We start from the raw sequence: 2,386 nt of genomic DNA on the forward strand, positions 1-2,386 counted from the left end.
GTCGGAGGAGGTGCCCGACTCGGTGAGGCCGTTGAGCCACGTGCTCGAGTTCTCGAAGTTCTTCTTGTCCCCGGTGAGGTCGGTGAACGCGCCCGCCGCGATGTAGGACGAGGTCTGCGTGTTGCCCAGCTCCACCACGTCTGGGATGCCGCTGCTGCCGGCGAAGGTCGAGTCAAGCTTGGTCGTGTAGTTCGACCACTGCTGCCACTGGACGTTGACCTTGGCGCCCGTCGCCTTCTCGAAGCGGTCGGTCGCCTGCGAGACGACGGCCGGCCAGCCCGTCTTCGCGTCGCTCTGCAGCCAGACGGTGATGGTCTTGCCCTTGCCGTCCGTACTCATCTGGGACTTGCCGGAACTTCCGCTGCCGCCGCCCGACGAGCCACAACCGCTGACCACGACGGCCACCGTCGCTGCGAGCGCGGTCGCGCCCACGACTGTGCGCTTCACGATGCCTCCCATGAGAAGGGTTTGTGGCCGGGGCGTACCGCGACCGGATTGGTTTAGACGAATCGAAGTATTGGGCTAGACCATTTACGTGTCAAGCAGTGCGGTCTGCCGTTATCCATCCGAGACGTTGCTGCGTCGCTACGGGGCGCCGAGCGCCTCGCGCAGCGAGCCGTAGTGTGCGGCGCGGGCCTGTGCTGCGGCTGGGTCGAGCCTGAGCACCAGGTGAAGGATCGCGGCGCGGGCGCTGTCCCCGCAGGCGGCGAGGGCCCGGTCGGCGGTGGCCGGGTCACACCCGGCGATCTCCGCGACGATGCCCGCCGCGCGTAGCCGCAGCTTGGCGTTGGCCGGTTCGACGTCCACCATCAGGTCACCGTGCACGCGGCCGAGCCGGACCATCGCCGCGGTCGTCAGCGCGTTGAGCGCCACCTTCTGCGCGGTGCCCGCGGTGAGCCGGGTGGACCCGCGCAGCACCTCGGCGCCCACCTCGACCTCGATCGCGACGTCCGCGAACTCGGCCAGCGGCGTCCCGCTGGCGTTCACCACCGCGACGACCGCCGCGCCGACGGCACGTGCCGCGTCGGCCAGCGTCAGCGTGTACGGCGTCGACCCGCTCGCGGCCACGGCCACCAGGACGTCCGCCGGAGCGAGCGCGATGTCCGCGAGGTCGCGGTGCGCGCCGTCCAGGTCGTCCTCGGCGGAGTCGGTGCTACCGACGCCCCCGGCGACACGGGACAGCACCGCGGCGCGGGGCAGGCCGAAGGTGCCGGGCAGCTCGGCGGCCTCGGCCACCGCGATCCGTCCGGACGTGCCGGCGCCCGCGAACACGACGCGCCCGCCGGCCCGCAGCCGGGCCGCGAGCACCTCCGCACCCTCGGCGATGCTGCCGATGACCGCCTCGGCAGCCGGGACGACGCGGCGCTCGGCGTCGAGCAGCCTGCCGACCACCTCGGCGGTCGGCAGCAGGTCGAGGTCCACCACCGCAGTCACCACGTGCTGGTGACCTTGGCCAGCCCGCGCGGCTGGTCGGGATCGGTGCCGCGGTCGAGCGCGAGCCGCCAGGCGAGCTGTTGCAGCGGCAGGATTTCGAGCACCGGCAGCAGATCCTCGGGCGCCCCGTCCGCGGCGATCGGCACACCGTCCGCAGGGCCGACACGCAGCACGTCCGCACCGGTGGATTCCAGCCGCTCCATCGCGGCCGCCATGGCGGCGCCGCCGCGGCCGGGCGACACCACCGCGACCACCGGGATGCCGGAGTCGATCATCGCGAGCGGCCCGTGCAGCAGATCGGCTGCGGAGAACGCCTGGGCGGAGACGTAACTGGTCTCCATCAGCTTCAGCGCAGCCTCCCGGGCGGTGGGGTACGAGTAGCCGCGGGCCGTGGTGATGAGGCGGTCGGCGAACCGGTACCGCTGCGCGGAGGCTGTCCCGGCGGGCGAGGCGAGGGTCCGCGCCGCCGCGTCGGGGACGGCGGCCGCGCCCTCGTCGCCGATCAGCAGCAGCCGCAGCGCGAGCAACTCGGCGGTGTAGGTCTTGGTGGCGGCCACCGCGCGCTCCACGCCCGCGTGGACGTACACGCTCAGTTCCGCGGCCGCGTCCAGCGGCGAGGACGGGTTGTTCGTCACCGCCACCGTCAGCGCGCCGCACGAGCGGGCGGCGGCGAGCGAGTCGACGAGATCGGGCGAGCCGCCGGACTGGCTCACCGCGACGAACAGCACGTCGGACAGGTCCGGGCGCGAGCCGTACACCGTCATCGTGGACGGCGAGGCCAGCCCCGCAGGCAGGCCCAGGCCGATCTCGGCGAGGTACTTCGCGTACAGCGCGGCATGGTCGCTCGTGCCGCGCGCCGCGAACAGGACGAAGCGCGGTCCGCGCCGGAGGACGTGCGCCCGCGCTGTTTCGATGTCGGCCGCGCCGTCGTCAAGCAGCCGCCGCAGGACGG

Annotated in this window: 3 protein-coding genes; all 3 read right to left on the reverse strand. The window is 73.0% G+C overall.

Features of this window, described 5'->3' with window-relative positions; all coding sequences use genetic code 11:
- A partial coding sequence (locus VH969_RS09110; protein ID WP_331973218.1) for an extracellular solute-binding protein occupies nucleotides 1-447 on the reverse strand: 447 nt, incomplete at its 3' end.
- Nucleotides 448-585: 138 nt separating this feature from the next.
- A complete protein-coding gene (locus VH969_RS09115; RefSeq protein WP_331973219.1) occupies nucleotides 586-1,437 on the reverse strand; it encodes an N-acetylmuramic acid 6-phosphate etherase in 852 nt (283 codons plus the stop codon).
- On the reverse strand, nucleotides 1,431-2,386 hold a 956-nt coding region (locus VH969_RS09120), incomplete at its 5' end, for an SIS domain-containing protein (protein ID WP_414638446.1). The genes VH969_RS09115 and VH969_RS09120, both read right to left, overlap by 7 nt.

This window comes from Actinophytocola sp., assembly GCF_036555685.1.
Classification (GTDB): domain Bacteria; phylum Actinomycetota; class Actinomycetes; order Mycobacteriales; family Pseudonocardiaceae; genus Actinophytocola.